At 69.8% G+C, this 22,236-nt stretch carries 13 protein-coding genes and 1 riboswitch; of the genes, 11 read left to right on the top strand and 2 right to left on the bottom strand.

What is annotated here, in order from left to right; all coding sequences use genetic code 11:
* Nucleotides 1–218: 218 nt before the first annotated feature.
* From ACFWBY_RS00390 to ACFWBY_RS00370, 5 genes are all read left to right on the top strand, one after another.
* Nucleotides 219–10,169 (top strand): LamG-like jellyroll fold domain-containing protein, encoded by a 9,951-nt coding sequence (locus ACFWBY_RS00390; RefSeq protein ID WP_385334674.1) that lies wholly within the window; start codon nucleotides 219–221, stop codon nucleotides 10,167–10,169.
* Nucleotides 10,170–10,251: 82 nt separating this feature from the next.
* A complete protein-coding gene (locus ACFWBY_RS00385; protein WP_385334671.1) occupies nucleotides 10,252–10,677 on the top strand; it encodes a hypothetical protein in 426 nt (141 codons plus the stop codon).
* Nucleotides 10,678–10,898: 221 nt separating this feature from the next.
* Entirely contained in the window at nucleotides 10,899–11,291 is a 393-nt protein-coding gene (locus tag ACFWBY_RS00380) for a hypothetical protein (protein ID WP_385344555.1), read from the top strand.
* Between the two features lie 300 nt (nucleotides 11,292–11,591).
* Nucleotides 11,592–12,212, top strand: a complete 621-nt coding sequence (locus ACFWBY_RS00375; protein ID WP_385344558.1) for a SurA N-terminal domain-containing protein — start codon at nucleotides 11,592–11,594, stop codon at nucleotides 12,210–12,212.
* Between the two features lie 28 nt (nucleotides 12,213–12,240).
* A complete protein-coding gene (locus ACFWBY_RS00370) occupies nucleotides 12,241–13,230 on the top strand; it encodes a nucleoside triphosphate pyrophosphohydrolase (RefSeq protein WP_385344561.1) in 990 nt (329 codons plus the stop codon).
* Between the two features lie 63 nt (nucleotides 13,231–13,293).
* Here ACFWBY_RS00370 and ACFWBY_RS00365 read toward each other — a convergent pair whose 3' ends face one another.
* Both ACFWBY_RS00365 and ACFWBY_RS00360 read right to left on the bottom strand, forming a co-directional pair.
* Nucleotides 13,294–14,508 carry a globin domain-containing protein gene (locus ACFWBY_RS00365; RefSeq protein ID WP_385344564.1) on the bottom strand — a complete coding sequence of 405 codons (1,215 nt, stop codon included), beginning with the start codon at nucleotides 14,506–14,508 and terminating at the stop codon, nucleotides 13,294–13,296.
* Between the two features lie 125 nt (nucleotides 14,509–14,633).
* The gene (locus ACFWBY_RS00360; protein ID WP_385344567.1) at nucleotides 14,634–15,896 is read right to left on the bottom strand and encodes a cytochrome P450; all 1,263 of its coding nucleotides are present in this window, start codon (nucleotides 15,894–15,896) and stop codon (nucleotides 14,634–14,636) included.
* A 245-nt stretch (nucleotides 15,897–16,141) separates the two neighbouring features.
* Between ACFWBY_RS00360 and ACFWBY_RS00355 the strand changes: the two genes are divergently transcribed.
* From ACFWBY_RS00355 to ACFWBY_RS00330, 6 genes are all read left to right on the top strand, one after another.
* Complete coding sequence (locus tag ACFWBY_RS00355; RefSeq protein WP_385344570.1) at nucleotides 16,142–17,185, top strand: transglycosylase family protein; 1,044 nt, start codon at nucleotides 16,142–16,144, stop codon at nucleotides 17,183–17,185.
* Nucleotides 17,186–17,463: 278 nt separating this feature from the next.
* A riboswitch (cyclic di-AMP (ydaO/yuaA leader) is annotated at nucleotides 17,464–17,635 on the top strand.
* 2 nt (nucleotides 17,636–17,637) lie between these two features.
* Nucleotides 17,638–18,327 (top strand): transglycosylase family protein, encoded by a 690-nt coding sequence (locus ACFWBY_RS00350; RefSeq protein WP_385344573.1) that lies wholly within the window; start codon nucleotides 17,638–17,640, stop codon nucleotides 18,325–18,327.
* 296 nt (nucleotides 18,328–18,623) lie between these two features.
* Complete coding sequence (gene eno, locus ACFWBY_RS00345; protein ID WP_385344576.1) at nucleotides 18,624–19,919, top strand: phosphopyruvate hydratase; 1,296 nt, start codon at nucleotides 18,624–18,626, stop codon at nucleotides 19,917–19,919.
* A gap of 136 nt (nucleotides 19,920–20,055) precedes the next feature.
* Nucleotides 20,056–20,544 (top strand): septum formation initiator family protein, encoded by a 489-nt coding sequence (locus ACFWBY_RS00340; protein WP_385344579.1) that lies wholly within the window; start codon nucleotides 20,056–20,058, stop codon nucleotides 20,542–20,544.
* Between the two features lie 53 nt (nucleotides 20,545–20,597).
* On the top strand, nucleotides 20,598–21,155 hold the full coding sequence (locus ACFWBY_RS00335; protein WP_385344582.1) for a DUF501 domain-containing protein: 558 nt from the start codon (nucleotides 20,598–20,600) through the stop codon (nucleotides 21,153–21,155).
* Nucleotides 21,152–22,129 (top strand): exopolyphosphatase, encoded by a 978-nt coding sequence (locus ACFWBY_RS00330; RefSeq protein ID WP_385344585.1) that lies wholly within the window; start codon nucleotides 21,152–21,154, stop codon nucleotides 22,127–22,129. Before ACFWBY_RS00335 ends, ACFWBY_RS00330 begins: the two co-directional genes overlap by 4 nt.
* The last annotated feature ends 107 nt before the right edge of the window (nucleotides 22,130–22,236 follow it).

The following is a 22,236-nucleotide window of genomic DNA, read 5'->3' as shown; positions in this document are numbered from 1 at the left end:
CCGTGCGAGCAGTAAAGATCACGTAAAACAACTGATCTCGGCTAACACTTGTGTTCGCCGATCGGGCAGTCTCGCGAAGCTTTTGTTGGCATCGTGTAAGTAAAGGCTCGCCCATGAATGATCGTTGGGTCCGTAGCTCTCGCTTCTTCCCGCCGGGCCGTCCCGGCCGCAGAAGAGCGAGGGCTACGGCTCTTTCCGTCCTGATTTCCTTCTCCTGCATGCTCACGACCGAGACGGCGGCGGCCAGTGGCGCCACGCTGCCGGCGCTGAGTATGCCCGAACTGTCCCTCACCAGCCTGATGGGCTGGGTCAACAAGTCCCCGCTGGACACCCCCGACCAGCAGGGCGGCAACGCCCGGGGCAAGGGCCACAAAGCCTCTGCCGACGCGACCCGCGCCAAGGGCGGCGCCGGCCGCGAGCCCGGCAAGGGCAAGGGCGAACTCGATCCGTACGAGCGGCCCGTCGATCAGCCCGGGACGGCCACGACCGGAGCGGCCCGGGGCACGGCGCAGAGCTTCGACGCCCGGACCAGCAAGCGGGACGCGGCGAAGTCCACGGAGACGTCCGACCTCTACGTCAACGCCGACGGTTCCACCACCGTCCGCCACTTCCCCGGCCGCGCCAACTTCAAGGCCGGCGACGGCACCTGGAAGCCCATCGACACCGGGCTGGTCGCGGACACGGACGGACGGCTCCAGGAGCGGTCCAACTCGCTCGACGTCGAGTTCGCTCCGAACGCCGCCGACCGTCGGCTCGCCTCCATCGACTTCGGCTCGGGCCGCTCCCTCGCCTACGCGCTGGGCGGTGCCGCGAAGGCGGCGCCCAGCGTGGCCGCCAACGGGACCGTGTCCTACGCCGGCGTGCTGCCCGACACCGACGTGCAGCTCGTCCCCCTCGCCGAGGGCTTCAAGGAGAACCTCGTCCTGCGCTCCGCGAAGGCCGCGAACTCCTGGACCTTCCTCCTGGACGTCGAAGGGCTGACACCGCGGATCGCGGCCGACGGCGACGTGGAGTTCACCGACGCCGACGGCAAGGTGACCGCAACCATCCCGCACGCGTTCATGGAGGACTCCAAGATCGATCCGCGCTCCGGTGACGCCGCGCAGTCCCGGGCGGTCGGCTACGAGCTGACCAGCGTGGACGGCAAGCCGGCGCTGCGGATGACCGCGGACCGCGCCTGGCTGGACGCCCCCGAGCGGGTCTACCCGGTGACCGTCGACCCGACCGTCACCGCCAGCAACTCCACGTACACCCAGAACACGATCTCCGGTGACCACTCCACCGAGAACCAGATCAAGGTCGGTTCGTACGACGCCGGCACCAACAAGACGAACTCCTTCCTGCAGTTCTCCTCGCTGGGCACCACGCTCAAGGGGCAGCGGGTCAGCGCCGCCACCCTGAACGTGTACGCGCTCTGGTCCTCGACCTGCACCCCGGAGCCGTTCTCGGTCCACCACGTCACGCAGTCCTGGACCCCCACCGGCGTCACCGGCTACCCGGGCCCGGCCTACGGCGAGGCCATCGGTTCGGCCACGCCCGCACCGGGCGCGTCCTGCTCCAACAGCAGCGGCAGCACCGGAGTCGGCGTGAAGATGCCGGTGCCGCTGTCGACCGCCTGGTTCGACCAGGTGGCCCTCGGCGGCCCCAACTACGGCCTCGCCCTGACCGCGCCGACCAACGACGCCCTGCACTGGAAGAAGTTCCACTCCGACAACTCGGCGACGGCCGCATGGCGTCCCGCCCTGGACCTGACCTACACGGCCAACACCAAGCCGCAGGTCGACGCCCAGTACCCGCCGCAGAACTTCCAGGCGAACAGCCTGCAGCCGGAGCTGCTCGTCTACGCGAGCGACGCCGACAACTGGCCCGGCACGCTGATGTACTCCTTCGAGGTGTACGACGCCGACAGCGGGAGCACGACCCCCGCCGCGACCTCCGGCGCCACGGCCGAGCGCTCCTGGAAGGTCCCCGCGGGCAAGCTCAGCTGGAGCAAGGACTACGTCTGGTACGTGAGCGTCACCGACGGCTACGACTCGGTGCTGCACTCGGCGAGCAGGTTCTCCACCAGGGTTCCGCAGCCGCCCGTCACCTCCGGCCTGGCCCAGAACACCGACGGCCACGAGTTCGACCCGTCCGACGGCAACTACACCACCGAGGACACCGACGCCGACATACCCGTCGTCGGCCCGTCGCTGGAGATCGACCGCTCGTACAACAGCATCGACCCGCGGATCGACAGCGCCTTCGGCGCCGGCTGGTCCACGGTCGTCGACATGAAGGCGGCCGAGACCAAGGACGGCGCCGGTACGGTCACCAGCGTCACGATCACCTACCCGGGTGGCGAGCAGGTCGGCTTCGGCCGCAACACCAACGGGACCTTCGTGCCGCCGATGGGCCGTTACGCCCGGCTGGAGACGGTGACCGGCGGCTACAAGCTGACGGACAAGGACTTCACGGCCTACTCCTTCACGCAGGCGACCGGCAAGACCGGCGTCTACGCGATTTCCGGCATCGTGGACTTCGGCGGCCGCGGCGAGACGTTCACCTACAACGCGTCCAAGCAGCTGACGAAGATCACCAACACGACGTCCAAGCGGTCGCTGGGGCTGACCTGGTCCACCCCGGCCGCCGCCACCGTCCCGCACGTGGCGACGGTGTACACCGACCCCTCGGTGCTCGTCGACCCGAGCACCACCCAGACGTGGCAGTACACCTACACCGGCGACCAGCTCGCCAAGGTGTGCCCGCCCGCCGACTGGTCGAAGTGCACGCAGTACACGTACGCCACCGGCAACCACCACCGCACGACGGTGCTGGACGCCGCCCCGTACGCGTACTGGCGGCTCGGCGAGGCCGCGGGTGCGACCGTCACCAAGGACACCGTCGACACCAACCAGGGCAAGTACAACGCCCTCTACCGCAACGTGACCCTGGGCAGCAGCGGTCTGCTGGCCGGCTCCACCCAGAAGACGGCGACCTTCAACGGCACCACGTCGTACGTCGAGATGCCGAACGCCCCGGGCGCCACGCCGTCGTACACGACGATCTCGCTGTGGTTCAAGACCACTCAGGCGGGCGGCGTCCTCTTCTACTACGGTGACCAGCCGCTGAGCGTCGCCGACCCGGTCACCAACACCCGGTTCAACACCCCGGCGCTGTACGTCGGCACCGACGGCAAGCTGCGCGGATGCCTCGCCACCGGCATCTGCAGCACGACGATCACCTCCGCCGCCTCCGTCAACGACGGCCAGTGGCACCAGGCGACCCTCACCGGTGCGGGCAACACCCAGACCCTCTACCTGGACGGCGCCTCCCAGGGCAGCAAGGCCGGTCAGATCAAGGACTGGAACACCCCGTACATCACGCTCGGCGCGGGCGTGAACAACCGCGGCTGGCCCGCGATGAACGCCGCCGACCAGCTCGGCCACTTCTCCGGCCAGCTGGCCGAGGCCGCCGTCTACACCGAGCCGCTCACCGCGGACGTCATCGCCGCGCAGTACCAGGCCGCCAAGCGGTCCGCCGGTCTGCTGCAGAAGATCACCTCGCCGGGCGGCAAGGCCCAGGCGTCGGTCTCCTACGGCACCACCGACGACCTGGTCCTGCAGGCCACCGACGGCAACGGCGGCACCTGGAAGCTCAACCCGGCCACCGTCACCGGCTCCTCGCAGGTCTACCGCTCGGCCGTGATGGGCTCCGCCCCGGGCGGCTACTGGCGGATGGACGACACGCAGGGCGCGGCCCAGGCGGCCAACGAGCTGCACACCGGCTTCGGCACGTACAACACCGTCACGCAGGGCGTGGCGGGACCGTTCGGCACCGGTGATGCCACAGCCGTGCAGTTCAACGGCACCAGCTCCTTCATGGAGGTTCCGTACGGGCCGCTGCACACGAAGGCGGACCGCTCGGTCGAGCTGTGGTTCAAGACCACCAAGCCCGGCGTGATCATGAGCGACCAGTCCAAGGCGCCGAACGACCCGGCGGGCGCGAGCGGCTCCTGGAGCGACCTGCTCTACGTCGGAGCGGACGGCAAGCTGCGCGGCCACTGGTGGAGCAGCTCCTGCAACGGCAACGCGAACGTCGCCTCCACGGCGTCCGTCACCGACAACGCCTGGCACCACGCGGTCCTCTCGGCCGCCGGCACCACGCAGACGCTCTACCTCGACGGCGCCAAGCAGGGCTCCTGCACCGGCGCGCCCGACGACCAGACGACGTCGCGCACGTTCGTCGGCGCGGGCTTCGGCAAGTGGCTCAGCTCGCCGGGCGACGTCAGCTTCTTCACCGGCTCCATCGCCGAGGTCGCCGTCCACTCCAAGGGCCTGAGCGACACCGAGGTCGGGCAGCACTGGTCCGCCTACAAGGCGTCCTCCGGCATCGCCCCGGTGCGCACCGTCACGCTCACCGACCCCGGCAACAAGACGCTGACGTACGTGTACGACGCGGAGCAGGGCAACCGCCTGCTCGCCGCGATCGACACCGACGGCAAGCGGACGACCTACGGCTACGACACGGCCGGCTTCCAGCACACCGTGACCGACGCCAACGGCAACCGCAGCATCACCGGCCACGACATCCGCGGCAACACGGTCTCCCAGACCACCTGCCAGGACACGGCCGCCAACAAGTGCTCGACCGCCTACTACACCTACTACCCGGACGCGACCACGGCGTTCCCGCCGATGGACCTGCGCAACGACCTGATGCTCACCGAGCGCGACGGCCGTTCCTCGGGTCCGACGGACAACACCTATCTGACCAGCTACGTCTATGACACGGGCGGCAAGCTCACCTCGGTGACCACCCCGCCGGTGCCCGGACACCCGGGCGGCCGCACCGCCACCAACGCCTACACGACGGCCACCACCCCGGCGGCCGAGGGCGGCGGCGCCGTGACGCCGGCCGGCCTGCTGTCCCAGGTGACGACGGCGGGCGGCAAGAAGACGTCGTACACGTACTTCGCCAACGGCGACATGGCCGAGACCACCGACGCCAACGGCGGCAAGGCGAGGATCACCTACGACAACCTCGGCCGGCAGGTCTCGAAGACCGAGATATCCGACGCCCAGCCCGCGGGTCTGACCGCGTCGAAGACGTACGACAAGAACGACCAGGTCGTCACCGAGACGGAGCCCGCGGTCACCAACCGGGTCACCGGCGCGGTGCACCAGGCCAGGACGACCACCGCGTTCGACGCGGACGGCAACATCCTCTCCCAGACGGTCTCCGACCTGACGGGCGGCGACGCGGCGCGTACGACGACGATGACGTACAACGCCAACAACCTCATGGACACCAAGTCGGACCCGACCGGCGACACCACGTCGTTCGAGTACGACGGCTACGGCAACAAGGTCAAGGAGACGGACGCCCTCGGGACCGTCACCACCTACACCTTCGACGCCGAGCGCCGTCCGCTGAGCAGCAGTCTGCTGAACCACACCGGTGACCCGAACAACCCGTCTCCGCCGGCCACCCTGGTCCAGGAGTCGCGGGCGTACGACCCGGCCGGCCGCCTCGCTTCGATCACCGACGCGATGGGCTGGGTGACGGCGTACACCTACACCGACGACGGCCTCGCGGCCGCCGTGATCCGCAAGGACCCGCAGTCCGGCAAGTCCTTCACGCAGCAGGCCAACACCTACGACGCGGCCGGGAACCTGATCCAGCAGGTGACCAACGACGGCCGGACCACGACCACCTTCGCGGTGGACGCGGCCGACCGCACGACCTCGTCGGTGATCGACCCGGCCGGGGTCGCCCGGACGACGAAGGTCTCCTACGACCCGGACGACCACGTCGTCTCGGAGACGCGGACGGACCCGGCGACGGGTGACGTCAGCACCACGGACACCCTGCGCGACAACCTCGGCAACGTCACGGGCTCCACGGTCCACGACGGGACGACGGCTCCGGTGGCCCGGTACAAGCTGGACGAGACGACGGGCTACTCCGTCGGCGACTCCTCGGGCGCCAACAACACCGCCTCCCACGGCACCGGGATGCACTGGAACACCGACCGGGGCGGCAGCGCGGTCTTCGACGGCGACGCCAACTCCTACGCGCAGACCTCGGGGCCGGCCGTGAACACGGGCGGCAGCTTCACGGTGTCCGCCTGGGCCAAGCTGGACGACCTCGCCGCCGGCCGGACCGTGCTGTCCCAGGACGGCAAGAACATGTACGGCTTCGTGCTCTACTACGCGCCCGGAACGGGCTGGGCGTTCGCCCGGCCCAAGGCGGACGCGTCGCCGGTGGTGTACGACCGGGCGGTGTCCACACCGTCCGCGGCGGTCGCCGGCGCATGGACGCACCTCGTCGGCGTGTACGACGCCCGGGACGCCGAGCTGCGCCTGTACGTCAACGGCACGCTCGCCCAGGAAGTGCCGTACAGCTCCCCGTGGGAGGCGACCGGTCCCCTGCAGATCGGGCGCCACAAGTACGGGGCGGTGTACGACTACGCCTTCAAGGGCGGCATCGACGACGTCCAGGTCTACAGCGAGGCACTGACCGCCACGCAGGTCTCCGCGGTGAAGGGCGGCACGCTCCCGGCGGCCGCCAGCTCCGTCCGCAGCACCACCCGGAAGCTGGACCAGCGCGGTCTGCCGGTGGCCGAGACCGACCCCAACGGCAACACCACCGACTACGGCTACGACGAGGCGGGCCAGCAGACCACGGTCACGGAACCGGCCATCAGCACGGAGCAGAACGGCGGGGCCCCGGTCTCCGTCCGGCCCGTGTCGATGACCGGCTACAACACCTTCGGCGAGTTGACCGAGTCGTCCGACCCGCTGGGCAACGTCGTGGTCACCGCGTACGACGCCGAGGGCAACAAGTCCTCGACGACCGCGCCGAACTACACCGCGCCGGGGTCCTCGACGCCGGTCACGGCCACGGCCTGGAACGAGTACAACGCGCTGCGCCAGGTCACGGCGGAGGTCAGCCCGCTGGGCGCCCGCACCACCTACACCTACACGCAGCTCGGAGACCTGGCCTCGGTCACGGAACCCGGCGGCGCGACGACGAAGTTCACCTACGACACCAACGGCGACCAGCTGTCGGTGACCGGCCCGAACGGCGCACGCAAGGAGACCACCTGGGACTACCTGGGACGCCCCCTCACCAGCACGGACATCGTGCGCCAGCCGACGCAGCGCGCGTACACGGCGATCAACGAGTACGACGCTCCGGGCAGCGAGCTGTCCCGGACGGTGAGCCCGACCGGCGTCTCGAAGTCGTACAAGTACAACGCCGTGGGCGAGGTCACCGAAGTGACCGACGCCGCCGGGAGCAAGTCCACGTTCACCTACGACGCGGACGGCCAGGTCCTCACCTCGACCGACCCGGACGGCACCAGCACCAAGAACACGTACGACGGGTTCGGGCAGCTGACGGCCACCAGTGATCTGGGCGTCGGCGGCAACGTGCTGCGCACCAGCAACTCGGCCTACGACCGTGCGGGCCACCCCGTGTCGATGACCGACTACCGGGGACACACCAGGAGCCTCACGCTCGACGCGACGGGACTGGTCACCAAGGCGGTCGAGCCGGTCTCCGCGACCGAGTCGATCACCACGACCTTCGGCTACGACGCGGCGGGCAACCGGACGCGTTTCACCGACGGGCGGGGCAATCCGTTCCTGACGACGTACAACGCGTGGGGCCTGCCGGAATCGGCGGTCGAGCCCTCGACACCGGCCCACCCGAACGCCGCGGACCGCACCTTCACCACGACGTACGACGGCGCGGGACGGGTCAAGGAACTGCGTTCGCCGGGCGGCGTGACGGTCACCCACGAGTACGACGCCCGGAGCCGGCTGGTCCGGCAGACGGGAACGGGTGCGGAGGCCGCCACGGTCGACCACACCTACGAGTACAACGCCGAGGACCGGGTCACCGCGGTCGCCGGTCTGGACTCGGACAAGAACACCTTCGCCTACGACGACCGCGGTCTGCTGCTGTCCGCGGCGGGACCCGCGGGTGCCTCCTCCTTCGCCTGGAACGGCGACGGGGCGATGACCTCACGGACGGACGCGTCGGGCACGTCGACCTACGGGTACGACACGGCGGGCCGGCTCAAGACCGTCAACGACGGCGTCACCGGTACGGCGCTGACCTACGGCTACGACGTCAACAGCAACGTCACGTCGGTCGACTACGGAGCCGGCAAGTCCAAGCGGGCGTACGGCTACGACGCCCTGCAGCGGCTCGTCAGCGACAAGCTGACCTCGCCCACGGGCCAGCAGCTCTCCTCCATCGCCTACGGGTGGGACGAGAACGGCAACGAGACGTCGAAGACGACGACCGGTCAGGCGGGTACGTCCACCAACACGTACACGTACGACCGGGCGAACCGTCTGTCGTCCTGGAACAACGGCACGACCACGGAGGACTACGCCTACGACGGGGCCGGCAACCGGACCCGCGCCGGCAATGACACGTACACCTACGACGCCCGCAACCGGCTCACGTCGGACGGGCACAGCACCTACGCGTACACGGCGCGCGGCACGATGAGCTGGGTCGTCAACGAGGCGTCCCAGCAGACCTCGGTCAAGGCCGACGCCTTCGACCGCGTGATCAACGAGGGCGACCGCACCTACGCGTACGACGGCATCGACCGCGTTCTGAGCGCGAGCGAGCCGAACTCGGGTCAGCTGTACTCCTTCCAGTACAGCGGCGCCGGAAACGACGTGGCCTCGGACGGCATGACGTCCTACAGCCGCGACGCGGACGGCTCGCTGCTCGGCATGAAGACGGCGACGTCCTCCGTGCTGGCACTGACGGACCTGCACACCGACGTGGTGGCACAGTTCACCGCCACGGGCGAGGCACTGACCGGTTCGACGGCCTACTCGCCGTTCGGCAAGGTCGTGAACTCGCAGGGAATGATCGGCCAGCTCGGCTACCAGTCCGGCTGGACCGACCCGGAGACCTCCAAGGTCAACATGGCGGCGCGCTGGTACTCGCCGCAGACCGGCCAGTTCAACAGCCGCGACACGATGGCCCAGAGCCCCCTGCCGGCCTCGGTCAACGCGAACCGCTACGCCTACGCGAACGGCAACCCGATGACGGGTGTCGACCCGACGGGCCACTGGTTCGAGTGGGCGAAGAAGGCCGTCAAGAAGGTCGCGGCGAAGGTCACGAAGAAGGTCACGTCGACCTACCACTCGGCCGTCGCGACCGTCCATCACGCGGCCGCGGTCGTCAAGCACGTCGCGCGCCAGGTCAAGAAGGCCGTCAAGAGGAAGGTGTACAAGACCTACCGGCAGGTCCGGAAGGCCGTGCGGTACGTGAACGACAGCTACAAGAGGGCCAAGCGCTACGTCAAACGCACGTATCACCGGGCCGTGCGCTACACCCGCAAGGTCGTCAAGCAGGTCAAGGCCAAGGTCCACCGAGCCGCCAAATCCATCAGGAAGGTGGCGAAGCAGGCGGTCAGCAAGGCCAGGAAGATCACCAGGGCGGTCAAGAAGAAGGTCGTCACGGAGACGAAGAAGATCGTCGCGCAGGTGAAGGAATCCGCGGGCAACCTCGTCGCCAAGGCGTGGATCGCCGGTGTCCACGCGGTCTTCGACAATGCGGCCGACAAGGTCATCTCGAAGGAGGCCCAGCTGCGCAAGGATCACCCCGGGGCGTTCGGTACCCCTGAGGACCCGACTGGGTTCGACCTCGGATTCGAATGGGTGAAGGGAACCGGGCCCGCGCACCGGGACTTCGACGAGGGTGACCGATTCACTCAGATCCTGATGCAGCACTATCATGTGCAGAACGCCAAGCAGAAGATCGCCGACAATATCAAGGGCGGCGACACCGAAATGCTCGGCAAGGAGAAGCAGAGCCACCACAGTCTCGGTACGGCGAACGAGGAGGGAAGTTCTGTGGAGAAGCTCTACAAGGACTTCACGACGAACTCGTCCGCGGCTTTCCTGGGTTCTTATACGCTGAAGTACAAAGTCACTTCGATCGACAAGGCCCACGGGAAGGCGACCGTTTCCTTCTCGGTCGCCAATGAGAGTGACATGAACTCGGCCACGCACACGGCTCCCGTGTTCGGCGGTTATAGCCCGTGGTGGGACAAGCACATCGCGGAGCCGCTCAACAAGGACTACGCGACCGGGCGCTACTCGCCGAAGACCCAGACCATCAAGTGGAGTGAAACCATCAGTCTGAAGTAGACGCAGTGAACACAGGCGGCTCTCCGGGGGATTCTCGGAGGGCCGCCCGCGCGCCAAGTACAGAACGCTAAGGGGTTTTATCGTGAGTATCGGCAAGCGAGGGTTCGGCGTGGTTGGCGCGTGTGCGGCTCTGTTGGCTGTGACGGCTTGCGGGGTCTTCGGTTCTTCCGCCGCGCCCCGTGTCACCGAAGACCAATTGGTCGGTCGCTGGATCGGCGACTGCGGGGCGAGCATCGATGTGAGCAAGGACCACACGTTCACGGCCAAGGATTTCCCCGTCGACTTCAAGGGAGTGGGGACCAAGCCGGAGCTCGCCTCCGGGAGCGGGACGTGGCGGCTGGCCCGCGCCGTCGAAGGCGTCTCGCCGCAAGAGCTGAGCCTCTATCTGGGGGAACGCGGTTTTGACTTGTCGGTGGGCGGGAGCGATGACGAGATCCGGCTGCTCTGGTCGGTCGGCGATCCCGATTACGCCTACAAGTGTGAATTCACCGCCAAGTCGTCCGAGTAGCTCCGCTCTCCCGTCCTGAGGGAGACCGCACACGAAGGGACCGGCCCGGCCGCATCGCGGCCGGGCCGGTCCCTTCGTACGTCCCGGCCCGCGACGGGGTCGCGGTGGCCGATCACGACTCTGCATCTCATTGGGGAGCGGAGGCCGTTGGTCCGTTTTGGGTATGACCGAGGCGTGTAGCGTACGCGCGTTCGATCACTCAATCGTCTTAGAGGACACCCATGGCCACCCCGCCTCCGCCGCACCCTGTCGATCCGCAGCAGGTCCCGCCGCCCGTCGATTTCGCCCCGTCCGCGAAGAAGGGCGGCAAGGGGATGAAGATCCTCAGGGTGCTCGCGCTGATCGTGGTTGCCGTCGTGGTGAAGGTCGGTATCTCCTACTTCTTCAACTCACCCGTGCACGCCGAGGCCGGCGACTGTGTTCAGGTGACCGGCAGCGAGACCGACCCCACGGTGTCGACGAAGGAGTGCGGCGACAAGGACGCCAATTACAAGGTCGTCAAGGTCGTCGACAACACCTTCGACGTCAATGCCTGCGGCGAGATCAGCGAGGCCGCCCTCGCACAGCAGTGGGAGCAGGAGAAGTTCGTCCTCTGCATGAACCCGGTCAAGTAACACCCGGCGTGAAGACCGGGCCGGCCGCAGCGCGGCGGGCCCGGTCTTTCCGTCGTCAGGGGTCAGTCCGGTCGGACTCGGGGCGGGCGCGGAGCGGTGCGGTGTCGACATGGTGGGCCGACCATGGCACCGCCGGGCGACCGGCGTGGGGCCGGGGGGCGCCGGTGCGAACGGCGCAGCACCTCAACACCCCCGGAATCGTTGGTCGAACCGGTGGCTCTGGTCACCCTGACTGCATAACATCGATCATCGCACGGCCCTTGTGCACCGACGCACAATCTCCCGGCCCTGGAGGCTCCTTTGCACCGTCGCACAGCGCTCTCCGTCTCCGCCGCCCTGCTCGTGGCGGCCCCTCTGCTGTCCGCGTGCTCGGGCGAAGCGCGCCCCGGTACCGCGGCCGTGATCGGCGGCGAACGGATCACCACCTCCGCGGTCCAGGCCCAGGTGAACGACGTCCGCAGCGCGCAGAACCGTTCCGAACACTCCGCCGAGCTGATCGCGGCCATCCCGCAGCTGGACCGGGTCAAGCTCAGCAGCATGCTCCAGAGCCGTCTCCTGGACCGGATGGCGAAGGACGCCGGCCTCACGGTCACCCCCAAGGAACTGCAGGACGAGCGCAAGGCCTACGACGAGGGCAACCGCGGGGCCGAGGCGTTCGAGGAGGCCGTCCTGGCCAAGGCCGCCATCGCCCCCGACCAGATCGACCGCTGGGTCCGGGACCAGGTGCTCTTCCGCAAGCTGAACGCCAAGTACGGCGAGGGCAAGGTCGCCGAGCCGGCCTCCAAGGCCGCGTCCAAGCTCGGCATCCAGGTCAACCCTCGCTACGGCGCCTGGGATCCCCAGCGGATCACCCTCGGCGAGAGCGAGACCCCCTGGATCACCCAGGTCACCCGGCCCGAGCAGCCCCCCGCCGGGGCCTGAGCCGGGCGCGCAGCGGTAGGTTCGGAGGGTGACTGACGACGTTCCCTCCGAGCCCACCGGCCGCATCGTCCTGCTGACCACCAGCCACCGGGTCGCCCCCGGCGTGCTGTCGTGGCCCGCCTGGCAGACCCTGCACGCCGCGGACCGGGTGGTGTGCGCCGACACCGGCCACGTCCAGCTGCCGTACCTGCGCGAGGCGGGCGTCGTCGTCTTCCACGAGGCCCCGGACGCGCAGGCGCTGATCGAGGAGTGCGCCGGCGGGCACACGGTCGTGGTCCTGCTGAGCGGCGAGGGTGACCGGCGGCTCACCGACGGGCTGGCCCGCTTCGCAGGCTCGGGCCGCGTCGCCATGCCGGACCTGGAACTGCTGCCGGGCTCGTACGACCTTCCGGGTGCGCGGCTGCTCGACCTCGTCCAGGTGATGGACCGGGTCCGCCGCGAATGCCCCTGGACCTCGGAGCAGACGCACGAGGGACTGGTGAAGTACGCGATCGAGGAGGCGTACGAGCTGGTCGAGGCCATCGAGACCGGGGACCGTCACGCACTGCGCGAGGAACTCGGCGACGTCCTGCTCCAGGTGGTCTTCCACGCGCGCATCGCGCAGGAGGGCGGACCCGGAGAAGAGGACGAGCCGTTCTCCATCGACGACGTGGCCGGAGCGCTCGTCGAGAAGCTGATCCACCGGCATCCGCACGTCTTCGGTGATGCCACGGCGGAGACCGCCGAGGACGTCCGCGCGCACTGGCGGCGCACCAAGCAGGTGGAGAAGCAGCGGGAGTCGGTGACCGACGGGATTCCGCTGGGCCAGCCGGGTCTCGCGCTCGCGGCCAAGCTCGCCGGCCGGGTCCGCACGGGCGGTGTGGCCGTGGACCTCCCGCGCGGCGAGGGCGTCGGGTACGAGCTGCTGGAACTGGCGGCGCGCGCCGAGGCGGCGGGGACCGATCCCGAAACCGCGCTGCGCGTGGCCGCCCGGGCCTACCGGGACGCGATCCGTGCGGCGGAAGGCGTCGGCGAGTAGCCTTCGGCGGCGGTTCGCGCACCAGTGCCGGCGGGGCCGGTACGGGCGGGTCTACCGGCGGGTCTAGTTCGGGCGGGGCGCGCGGCCCGACGGGTTGTGCCAGTGCGGGGCGGGCCGGTTCAGGAACCACTCCCCGAATCCCGTCGGCCGGCTGCTTCCGTCGCCGTGGGCCGCGCCACCGGCAGGTACGGAGTCGTGGAAGATCCGGTCGGGGGCGGCGCCGAGTTCCTCCAGGAGGTGCGCGGTCTCCTCGGTGAACTGCGGTGGACCGCTGAGGTAGACGTCCTGGTCGGGCCAGAGCGCGCGGTTGCCGAGTGCCGTCGCGAGGCGGGCGGTGGCCTCGTTGCGGTGCTGCCCGGGGGCGGGGGTGATGTAGGTGACGCCCAGCCAGCCGAACTCGGCCGCGTACCCGTCTATGAGCGGCCGGTCGTAGAGGTGCGCGGCGTCCCGCGCGACCACGAAGAGCCGTACGTCCTGATCGGGGGGATGCTCCGCCAGGTTCTCCAGCATGGCGCGGACCGGCGCCCAGCCGGTGCCGGCGGCTATGAAGGTGGCCGGGCGGTCCTCGCGCCGGAAGGTCAGCTGACCGCCGGCCGCGCCGAGTCGGACACCGTCCCCGGGTCGTGTCTCGCGGACCAGGCAGGTGCTGAGGCGGCCGTTCTCGATGCGGCTGACGTGCAGGTCCACCGTCCCGTCGGGGCGCGGAGCGTTCCCGATGGAATAGGTGCGCCAGATCCTCGGGACCCGGTCGCTGCTCACGCTCGTGTACTGGCCGGGGAGGTGGTGGAAGGGGACGTGGGGGCGCAGGGTCAGGACGCCTATGTCCTCCCCGTACAGCAGGTGGCGGACGACCTCGGCGTCCCACCAGGGCGGGTCCTCGCTGGCGGCGGCGCCGGCCGTCATCGCGTCGGCGATCACCTGGTAGGCCTCGGACCAGGCCTTTTCGACCGTCGGGGTCCAGGCTTCGCCGGAGGTCGCGGCGAGAGCGGCGAGCAGGCTGGAGCCGACCGCCGCGTAGTGCTCGGGGCCCGCGAGGAACTTGCGGTGGTCGCGGCCGAGGTCGCGCAGATAGGGGACGAGCGTCTCGTTCTCCAGATGGGCGATCACATGGGTGAGCGCGGCGAAGAGCCGGTCCCGCTGCCGTTCCATGTCCTCGGGGGAGGCCGGGAAGAGCTCACGGATTGCGGGGTTGTGCCAGAAGAGGTGGGAGTAGAAGAACTTGACCGCGTGCTCGGCCCGTCTCTCCACCACCGCGAAGCTGCTTTTCAAGATCCTCACATCCACAAAACCGAAAGTAGGAATGCCGGGGAACGTGAGGTCAAGCCAGGGGTGATCTGCGGACAGCCGCGACGAACCACCCATAGGGGGTTATGGGTTACGGTCGGGACGCGGTCAGGGGCCCGTCATGCCCGGGGCCGGGACTCGGGGGTGAAGCGGACCGGCAGGGTGCGCAGGCCCCGCATGATGAGACCGCCGCGCCAGCGCAGCTCCGAGGGATCCGCGGCGAGTTCCAGGTCGGGCAGCCGGGTCAGCAGCGCGGCGAGGGCCGTCTGGCCCTCCAGCCGGGCCAGGGGTGCTCCCAGGCAGTAGTGGATTCCGTGGCCGTATCCGAGGTGCTGGTTGTCGCTCCTCGAGAGGTCGAGCGCGTCCGGATCGGCGAACCGTTCCGGGTCGCGGTCGGCGGCGGCGAGGACGACGAGGACGGGGTCGCCGGCCGGGATGTCCTGGCCGCCCAGGGTCAGCGGCTCCGTCGCGTAGCGCCAAGTGGCCATCTCCACGGGGCCGTCGTAGCGCAGCAGCTCCTCGATGCCCGTTTCCAGCAGGCCGCTCTCTCCGGCGGCGAGGGAGGCCTGGAGGCGCTCGCGCTGGTCCGGGTTGCGCAGGAGGGCGTAGGTGCCGTTGCCGATGAGGTTGATCGTGGTTTCGAAGCCGGCGAACAGCAGTACGAAGCACATCGCGGCGGCCTCGTTCTCGGTGAGGTGTTCGCCGTGGTCGCTCGCCCGGATCAGTCCGGAGATCAGGTCGTCGCCCAGGTCGTCGCGCTTGCGGTGGATCAGCTCGACGAGGTAGCCGCGGATCTGCTTGACCGATCGTGCCACGCCGCCGCGCGGGCCGCCGGCGTGCCGGATCATCATCCCGGCCCAGTCGCGGAAGTCGTCCTGGTCCTCCCGCGGCACTCCGAGCATCTCGCAGATGGCGTAGATGGGGAGCGGGAAGGCGAACTCGTGGATGAGGTCCGCCTCCCCCTTCTCCGCGAAGCCGTCGATGAGCTGATCCGTCAGCTCCTGGACGCGCCCGGTGAACTCGGCGACCCGGCGCGGGGTGAACGCCTTCGACACCAGCCGCCGGAGCCGGGTGTGGTCCGGCGGGTCGATGTTGAGCAGGTGCGTCATCAGCTCCGCCTTGCGCTCCCCGGGGATCCCGGTCTTGCCCTTGGCGTGCGCCGATCCCGCGTGGTGGACCGGGTTCTTGCTGAGCCGCTGGTCCGCGAGGGCCTGGCGGGCGTCCGCGTAGCGGGTGACCAGCCACGCGTCGACCCCGCTGGGGAGCTTGGTGCGGTGCACGGGCGCGTGCTCGCGCAGCCAGGCGTAGGCCGGGTACGGGTCGGTCGCGAACTCCCAGTCGAAGAGAGGGGGCGGCGGGGCGGTGGAGGCGTCTTCGTGCACGTTCCGACCGTAGCCGTGTTGCCCCGGCCTGCCGGACCGGCCGATCTCGGGCCGCACCGCTCCGAGACCTGCGACCCGGCGCTTCACCCACCAAAGCATCCCAAACCAGGCTGACCGGAAGTCAGTTCACGGCCGAACTTGTGACAGGCGTTCGAAGGCCGCTAGGTTCTGCCGTTACCCCGCCGTTATGCGAAAGGTGCAGCCTCATGCGTTCCGGGAACGGCCGCCACAGACGTCCCCGACAAGTGCCCGCACTTGTCGTCACCGCCGGAGTCGCCGGCTCCGCGCTGGCCCTGCCGCTGCTCGCCGCCACCGGCGCGAGCGCGGCCGAGACCTCCACATGGGACAAAGTCGCCGAATGCGAGAGCGGCGGCACATGGAGCGCGAACTTCGGCAGCGGGTCCTACGGCGGGCTGCAGTTCACCCAGGAGCAGTGGCAGAACGCCGGCGGGCACGACTTCGCCGTGCGCGCCGACCTCGCCAGCCGTTCCCAGCAGATAGCGGTGGCCGAGCGGGTGCTCGCCTCCCAGGGCCCCCAGGCGTGGCCGCTGTGCGGGGTGCCGGCCGGACTGACGCAGCAGGCGCCCGCCGCCGAGGTGGATCCGGGCCTGCCCAAGGGCGCCGCGTCCCCCGCGCCCGCCCCGTCCCGCCCGGACGACTCCGTGCCCTACCTCGGGACGGATACGCCGTCCACGGACTTCGGGGCGCCGACGCCCGTCGTCCCGGCTCCGGCCGCCTCGCCGTCCTTCCTGCTGCCGGACTACCCGCTCGGGGCGCCCAGCGGACTGCCCGTCATGCCCGACCCGGACCTTCCGACGGCGCCCCCCGGGCTCCCGGGCGACCCGACGGCTCCGACGAGCCCCACGGTCCCCACGCCCCCGCTCACGGACCCGACGGTGCCCGTGGATCCCACCGCGCCCACGGTGCCAGCGGACCCGACGGCGCCGGCGAACCCGGCGGACCCGACGGCTCCCCTCGCACCCGTCGCGCCGGTGGATCCGTCGGCCCCCGCGGTTCCCGGAGCTCCCGCCGACCCGGCCGCCCCGGCGGCCGGCGCGGCCGAGGGGGGCGGGAAGCACCGCGGCCCGGCCGCCGTCGAGACGCTCCTCGCACCTGATGCCGCGTCGGACCCGACGTACACGGTGCAGGCGGGCGACAGCCTGGCCGCGATCGCGGACGCCAAGGGTGTGAAGGGCGGCTGGAACGCCCTCTACGAGGCCAACGAGCAGGTCATCGGAGAGAACGCCGATTTCATCAAGCCCGGTCAGAATCTGGATCTAACCGACTAATAAGGGCAGTTAGAGCGCCCGGAAACAGTTGATTGTCCGTTTTCTGTAAGTGAGACATGTGTCTCTTCCGGTCAACTGGCGTGTCCGGTCCGAAGGGTTCCGCAAACCCCGCTCCGACCTGCGCAAACGTCGGCGGTAAGAGTGCAAGTAGACCCGTTTCTCCCCGATGTCCCTCGTTGAACATCGGGGAGAGACCTGTCTACCTTCTGAGTCGCCCGCCACCGCGGGCTCCTTCGACCGCATCGCCGAATCCTGCCGGCGGACGGAGGGAACACTCGTCGCGTAAAGCGCCGAAGGCAGGAGCGGGGGAACCAAGGTAGGCGCCGGAACCGGCCGTTGAGAGACGGTCAAGGAACCGGCTAGGGGTTAAGTCGAGCGCTAGGTCGCTCGGCCGGGCACTCACTCGCCCGAACCCGACAGCTCACCTCGTAGGCGTCGGTGAGGAGAACTCCATGCTGATTTCCGGCAAGGGCAAGCACCGTCGCGGTTCCAAGGCCGTCCGCATCGTGACGCTCGCGGGTGTCGCGGGTGTCGCCGTCGCGGCGCCGCTGATGGCCGCGGGCACCGCTTCCGCCGCGACCGCTTCCGAGTGGGACCGCGTCGCCTCGTGCGAGTCCGGTGGCAACTGGTCCATCAACACGGGCAACGGCTACTACGGCGGCCTGCAGTTCTCGTCCTCCACGTGGGCCGCTTACGGCGGCAAGACGTACGCCGCGCAGGCCAACCAGGCCTCCAAGTCGCAGCAGATAGCCATCGCCGAGAAGGTCCTCAAGGGCCAGGGCAAGGGCGCCTGGCCGTCCTGTGGCGTGGGCCTGTCGAACTCGTCCTACACGGGCGGGGCCACCGACACCCCCAAGCCGAAGGCCGAGCCGAAGAAGCAGGAGAAGAAGGCCGAGCCGAAGAAGGAGACCAAGCGCTCCGAGGCCCCGACCACCCGCTCCGAGCGCCCGGCCGCCGCGCCGAAGACCGAGGCCCCCAAGACGGGCAACGGCTCCTACGAGGTCAAGTCCGGCGACACGCTGGGCAACATCGCCGCGGCGAACAACGTCTCCGGCGGCTGGGAGAAGCTCTTCGAGCTCAACAAGGACATCGTCTCGGACGCCGACCTGATCTTCCCGGGCCAGAAGCTGAAGCTCAGCTGAATCCCGCGGTAACGGCGGCGAGGCCGCCGTCCGCACCACGCAGAACTCCCACCGCCCGGCGCGCAACCCCCTTCGCGCCGGGCGGTGCTGTGTGCCGGGTCCGGGCCGAAGACAGGCCGGGAAACCCTGATGATCAAGGGCCCTATGTCCCGTAAGAGGGGCATTCAGGCCCTTTTTCGTCCCAGGACCCGGGCGGTCGGACGGCCGAGTGCCCGGATCCGGTTAGGCTCTAAGCGGCAAGGCCATCCCACGGCCTGACACGCCACCGCACACTCAGCGTCACATCCCAGAAGGAGATGCTCGTGCCGTCCATCGACGTCGTCGTAGCCCGGGAAATCCTGGACTCCCGAGGCAACCCCACGGTCGAGGTCGAGGTGGGCCTCGACGATGGCAGCACCGGCCGTGCTGCAGTCCCGTCCGGCGCCTCCACCGGTGCATTCGAAGCAGTAGAGCTCCGTGACGGTGACCCCGACCGTTACATGGGCAAGGGCGTCGAGAAGGCCGTCCTCGCCGTCATCGAGCAGCTCGGCCCGGAGCTCGTCGGCTACGACGCCACCGAGCAGCGCCTGATCGACCAGGCCATGATCGACCTGGACGCCACCGAGAACAAGGCCTCCCTCGGCGCCAACGCCATCCTGGGTGTCTCCCTCGCCGTCGCGCACGCCGCGTCCGAGGCCTCGGACCTCCCGCTCTTCCGCTACCTCGGCGGTCCGAACGCGCACCTGCTGCCCGTTCCGATGATGAACATCCTCAACGGTGGGTCGCACGCCGACTCCAACGTCGACATCCAGGAATTCATGATCGCCCCGATCGGCGCGGAGTCCTTCTCCGAGGCCCTTCGCTGGGGTGCCGAGGTCTACCACACCCTCAAGAAGGTCCTGCACAACAAGGGCCTCTCCACGGGCCTGGGCGACGAGGGCGGCTTCGCGCCGAACCTGGAGTCGAACCGCGCCGCGCTCGACCTCATCGTCGAGGCCATCAAGCAGGCCGGCTACGTCCCGGGCCGAGACATCGCGCTCGCGCTCGACGTCGCCGCGTCCGAGTTCTACAAGGACGGCAAGTACGAGTTCGAGGGCCAGTCCCGCTCGGCCGCCGAGATGACCGAGTACTACGAGGAGCTCGTCTCCGCGTACCCGCTCGTGTCCATCGAGGACCCGCTGTACGAAGACGACTGGGCCGGCTGGAAGACCCTCACCGACAAGCTGGGCTCCAGGGTCCAGATCGTCGGCGACGACCTCTTCGTCACCAACCCGGAGCGTCTGGCCCGCGGCATCGAGGAGGGCTCCGCCAACGCCCTGCTCGTCAAGGTGAACCAGATCGGTTCGCTGACCGAGACCCTCGACGCCGTCGAGATGGCCCAGCGCAACGGCTTCAAGTGCATGATGTCGCACCGCTCCGGCGAGACCGAGGACGTCACCATCGCCGACCTCGCGGTCGCCGTGAACTGCGGCCAGATCAAGACCGGCGCCCCGGCCCGCTCGGACCGCGTCGCCAAGTACAACCAGCTGCTGCGCATCGAGGAGATCCTCGACGACGCCGCGGTGTACGCCGGCCGCTCCGCCTTCCCGCGGTTCCGCCCCGCGGGCCAGTAGGCACGGCAAGGGCTGATCTCCGGCCGATCACCGGCTGAACGGCCTTCGGGGCGCAAGCCTCCCTACGTCCCCGCACTCGGTCCCGTACCGTGTGCGGGGACGTATTGCGTAGCGCGTGTACAGGGGAGGCGGATCAATGGCCGGGAACCGGGACCGGTTCGCCACGTTCTCCACCGCGACCAGGCTCAAGCAGCTGGGCGAGCGGACCGCGGCGCACGTCTACCGCTCCCAGTCCCGCCGCCAGGTCCGCCGCAGCCGGCTCACCGGCCGGGCCGCCCTGCTCGTCCTCGTCCTCTGTACCCTGGTCGTCGCCCTCGCCTATCCGATGCGCCAGTATGTCTCCCAGCGCTCGGAGATCGCACAGCAGCAGAAGGCCGCCGCCGCCGCGCGGGAGCGGCTGGAACGCCTGCGCGACGAGAAGGCCCGCTGGCAGGACAACGCGTACGCGGAGCAGCAGGCGCGCAAGCACCTGCACTTCGTCCGGCCGGGGGAGATCAGCTACATCATGAACGACCCGGGGGCCGAGGCCGCCGAGCACCGCCGCAGCGGACAGGCCGCCACCGACCGGCCCTGGTACTCCAACGTCTGGGACGGCGTCGACAAGGCCGACCGCCCGGGCGACTGAGTACCGACCCACGCACGAGCCCATCCACGAGAACGAAGAGACTTCCTCCAGGCATGCAGACGCCCCCGCCCCAAACCGACCGGACCGAGCCGACCGCCGCCGACATCGAGGCGTTCCAGCAGCAGCTCGGCCGCCCGCCGCGCGGGCTGCGCGCCATCGCGCACCGCTGCCCCTGCGGGCAGCCGGACGTGGTGGAGACCGCCCCCCGGCTGCCCGACGGCACGCCCTTCCCGACGCTGTACTACCTGACCTGCCCGCGCGCCGCCGGTGCGATCGGCACGCTGGAGGCCAACGGCGTGATGAAGGAGATGCAGGCCCGGCTGGCCGTGGACCCGGAGCTGGCCGACGCCTACCGGGCCGCGCACGAGGACTACATCACCCGCCGCGACGCCATCGAGGTGCTCCAGGGCTTCCCGAGCGCCGGCGGCATGCCGGACCGGGTCAAGTGCCTGCACGTCCTCGTCGGCCACTCGCTCGCCGCGGGCCCCGGCGTGAACCCCTTCGGCGACGAGGCCCTGGCGATGCTGCCCGAGTGGTGGGCCAAGGGCGCCTGCGTCACCCCGTGCGGGGGCGGGGCGCAGCCCGAGGCCGCCCAGGGGAGCGACGCGTGACCCGGGTCGCGGGCATCGACTGCGGTACGAACTCCATCCGTCTGCTCGTCGCGGACTGCGATCCGGCCACCGGTGAGCTCGTCGAGCTGGACCGCCGGATGACCGTCGTCCGCCTCGGCCAGGGAGTGGACCGCACCGGGCGGCTGGCCCCCGAGGCACTGGCCCGCACCTTCGCGGCCTGCCGCGCCTACGAGGAGATCATCGCGCGGCACGGCGTCCCCCCGGAGCGGGTGAGCTTCGTGGCGACCTCGGCGTCCCGGGACGCCGAGAACCGCGACGAGTTCGTCCGGGGGGTCGTGGACATCCTGGGCGTCGAGCCCATCGTGATCTCCGGTGATCAGGAGGCGGAGTTCTCCTTCACCGGCGCCACCTTGGAGCTGACGGGCCGCAGCGACCTGGAGCGCCCCTTCCTGGTGGTGGACATCGGCGGCGGCTCGACGGAGTTCGTGGTCGGCGGGGAGCACGTCGAGGCCGCCCGCTCGGTCGACGTGGGCTGCGTCCGGATGACCGAGCGCCACCTGATGGTGGACGGGGTCCTCACCGACCCGCCGACCGAGGCGCAAGTCAAGGCGATACGGGCCGACATCGAGGCGGCGCTGGACATGGCCGCCGACAGCGTCCCGCTGGGCGCGGCGCGCACCCTGGTGGGGCTGGCCGGTTCGGTGACCACGGTCGCCGCGATCGCACTGGGCCTGACGGAGTACGACTCGGCGGCGATCCACCACTCCCGGATCCCGTACGAGAAGGTTCGCGAGATCAGCGCGCGGATGCTGACGCTGACGCACGCCGAGCGCGCGGCGATCCCGGTGATGCACCCGGGGCGGGTCGACGTGATCGGCGCGGGCGCGCTGGTGCTGCTCGCGATCATGGAGCGGGTGGGGGCTTCGGAGGTCGTGGTCTCGGAGCACGACATCCTCGACGGCATCGCGATCAGAACAGCGGTGGAGTTCGAGGCCGCCGAGCAGCGGTCCTGAGAACGGCTCGACGGCGGCGCGCCCGGGGCCCCCCCCCGGCCCCCGCCGGCGTAATCGGCCCCCCCGGGGGCCGGCACGCCGGTGGCCCCCACCACCACCCAGGAGTA

The organism is Streptomyces sp. NPDC060049, assembly GCF_042736715.1.
Taxonomy (GTDB): Bacteria; Actinomycetota; Actinomycetes; order Streptomycetales; family Streptomycetaceae; genus Streptomyces.
The sequence above is the reverse complement of the archived record's forward strand: the minus strand, read 5'-3'. Positions and strand labels throughout refer to the sequence as shown.

What these genes read in the sequence shown, in the direction of transcription:
- eno (WP_385344576.1), top strand. Translation starts at nt 18,624, where the DNA reads ATGCTCGTGCCGTCCATCGACGTCGTCGTAGCCCGGGAAATCCTGGAC.
- ACFWBY_RS00340 (WP_385344579.1), top strand. Translation starts at nt 20,056, where the DNA reads ATGGCCGGGAACCGGGACCGGTTCGCCACGTTCTCCACCGCGACCAGG.
- ACFWBY_RS00380 (WP_385344555.1), top strand. Translation starts at nt 10,899, where the DNA reads ATGGCCACCCCGCCTCCGCCGCACCCTGTCGATCCGCAGCAGGTCCCG.
- ACFWBY_RS00350 (WP_385344573.1), top strand. Translation starts at nt 17,638, where the DNA reads ATGCTGATTTCCGGCAAGGGCAAGCACCGTCGCGGTTCCAAGGCCGTC.
- ACFWBY_RS00335 (WP_385344582.1), top strand. Translation starts at nt 20,598, where the DNA reads ATGCAGACGCCCCCGCCCCAAACCGACCGGACCGAGCCGACCGCCGCC.
- ACFWBY_RS00390 (WP_385334674.1), top strand. Translation starts at nt 219, where the DNA reads ATGCTCACGACCGAGACGGCGGCGGCCAGTGGCGCCACGCTGCCGGCG.